Source organism: Vibrio sp. 970 (assembly GCF_033339075.1).
Window position 1 is genome coordinate 1 of the sequence record NZ_JAWOTW010000472.1, and the last position, 627, is coordinate 627.

General features: G+C 47.7%; 1 protein-coding gene and 1 pseudogene. Both read left to right on the top strand.

All coding sequences use genetic code 11. The features are described 5' to 3' along the window. Positions 1–151: pseudogene (locus R7Q11_RS27380) on the top strand (hypothetical protein); the annotation flags it as partial. 100 nt (positions 152–251) lie between these two features. Beyond that, on the top strand, positions 252–627 hold a 376-nt coding region (locus R7Q11_RS27385; protein WP_225467134.1), incomplete at its 3' end, for a succinylglutamate desuccinylase/aspartoacylase family protein.

Consider the following 627-nt stretch of genomic DNA (forward strand, 5'->3'; position numbering starts at 1 on the left):
CGTTCCTACTTCTGCGTCCCTAATGGCAACACTTGGCGTGTGTCGTATCGACTGGGGTGACTGGGCGAAATTCTGCTGGCGCTTTATGCTATTACTCTTTACCCTATCGAGCATTGTCGTCGTCGCAGCTCACGTGATGGGTTTTGCGTAAACTGATTAACAGATAAGAAGGCGAGACAAGTTCTCGCCTTTTTTGATTCAAGCCAAATGGCAAATAAGCATCAAAACGATGTTTTGGAGTGACAACTTTAATGGCAACACAATTTCTGGATGACGTAATTCAAGGTCATCAAGTCATTCAATCTCTCGACGTAACTGACTTGCCTGCTGGCGAGCATAAATTCTGGTTCCGCATTGCAACCAATGCCCTATCTCAGTGGCAACACCTACCAGTATTGGTATTCAAAGGCGACAAGCCGGGCAAGAAGATTATGATCACTGCCGGTGTTCATGGCGATGAATACAACGGCGTTCTTGCCGCGCAAAAAACAGCTCGAGAGCTGATCGGCAAAGAACTGGCGGGCACTGTCACTGTTGTTCCAACCATCAACTTAACGGGTATGTTGAACCACAGCCGCGATTTTTACTCCGCTGATCCTGATGCCTCACCAGCAAACCTAAACCGCT